Origin of the sequence: Streptomyces sp. NPDC046900 (assembly GCF_040644975.1) — a bacterium.
Lineage (GTDB): Bacteria > Actinomycetota > Actinomycetes > Streptomycetales > Streptomycetaceae > Streptomyces.
The window spans coordinates 1-1,592 of the sequence record NZ_JBEYXD010000243.1; the positions used below are offsets into that span (position 1 = coordinate 1).

Sequence of the window (1,592 nt, forward strand, 5' to 3'; positions counted from 1 at the left end):
CGACCACACTTGCGTGGCTCTCACCGGTCCACGCCTCCCATCACCGGGTCGATGCTCGCCACCGCGACGATGACGTCCGCGACCTGCCCGCCCTCGCACATCGCGGCCATCGCCTGCAGGTTGGTGAAGCTGGGGTCGCGGAAGTGCACCCGGTACGGCCGGGTGCCGCCGTCGGAGACGACGTGCACGCCCAGCTCGCCTCGCGGCGATTCGACCGCCGCGTAGGCCTGGCCCGGCGGGACGTGGAAGCCCTCCGTCACCAGCTTGAAGTGGTAGATCAGCGCCTCCATGGACTCCCCCATGATCTTGCGGATGTAATCCAGGGAGTTGCCCAGCCCGTCCGCGCCAAGTGAGAGCTGCGCCGGCCACGCGATCTTCTTGTCCGCGACCATCACGCTGCCGCCGACGCCGGTCGGCCCGTCGCCCTTGAGCTGCTCCAGGCACTGCTCCACGATCCGCAGCGACTGCTCCATCTCGTGCAGCCGGATCAGGAACCGGCCGTAGGAGTCGCAGGTGTCGGCGGTCTCGACCTCGAAGTCGTAACTCTCGTAGCCGCAGTAGGGCTGCGTTTTGCGCAGGTCGTGCGGCAGGCCGGTGGCCCGCAGGATCGGACCGGTCGCGCCGAGCGCCATGCAGCCGGAAAGGTCCAGGTAGCCGACGTCGAGCAGGCGGGCCTTGAAGGCCGGGTTGTGGGTCGCCAGTTTGTCGTACTCGGGCATCCGCTGGCGCAGCAGCCTCACGCCCTCGCGGATCTGGTCCAGCGCGCCCGGGGGAAGGTCTTCCGCGAGCCCGCCGGGGCGGACGTAGCCGTGGTTCATGCGCAGGCCGGTGACCAGCTCGAAGATGTCGAGGATGACCTCCCGGTCGCGAAAGCCGTAGACCATCAGCGTGGTGGAGCCGATCTCCATCCCGCCCGCGGCGACGGCCACCAGATGCGAGGAGATCCGGTTGAGCTCCATCATCATCACGCGGATGACGGTCGCCCGCTCCGGCACGTCGGCGGTGATCCCGAGCAGTTTCTCCACCGCCAGGCAGTAGGCCGTCTCGTTGAACAGCGGCATCAGGTAGTCCATGCGGGTCACGAACGTCGTGCCCTGCACCCAGGTGCGGAACTCCATGTTCTTCTCGATGCCGGTGTGCAGGTAGCCGATGCCGCAGCGGGCCTCGCGCACCGTCTCGCCGTCGATCTCCAGGACCAGGCGCAGCACGCCGTGCGTGGAGGGGTGCTGCGGACCCATGTTCACGATGATCCGCTCGTCGTCCGCCTTCTCCGCCGCGGCCAGAAGTTCGTCCCAGTCGCCGCCGGTGATCGTGTAGATGTGGCCCTCGGTGGTGTCGCGGGCGCCTGCTGTTCCGTGCTCGGGACTGGTCATCGGCTGTGGGACCTCCGTGTGGTCGCCGATCGCGTCCGCGTGTGCCGCGTGCGACGCAATCGGGCACTAAATCCAGGATTGCGCCCTTCTGGCGGGAACGGACAGTCATGCGCCTGCCTGGCCGGACCACCGGTCTCCGCCTGGAGGTTCCCGCTTTCGTCGCCGTGGACCGGGGGCCGCCAGGCCGCTGGGTTCCGATCGGGCGCCCAGACGACGTGC

At 68.7% G+C, this 1,592-nt stretch carries 1 protein-coding gene; it reads right to left on the reverse strand.

Annotation, left to right across the window (positions count from 1 at the left end; all coding sequences use genetic code 11):
* Positions 1 to 20 precede the first annotated feature (20 nt).
* Positions 21 to 1,373 (reverse strand): NADH-quinone oxidoreductase subunit D, encoded by a 1,353-nt coding sequence (locus tag ABZ904_RS51205; protein ID WP_361831210.1) that lies wholly within the window; start codon positions 1,371 to 1,373, stop codon positions 21 to 23.
* Positions 1,374 to 1,592: the final 219 nt, after the last annotated feature.

What these genes read in the sequence shown, in the direction of transcription:
- ABZ904_RS51205 (WP_361831210.1), bottom strand. Translation starts at nt 1,373, where the DNA reads ATGACCAGTCCCGAGCACGGAACAGCAGGCGCCCGCGACACCACCGAG.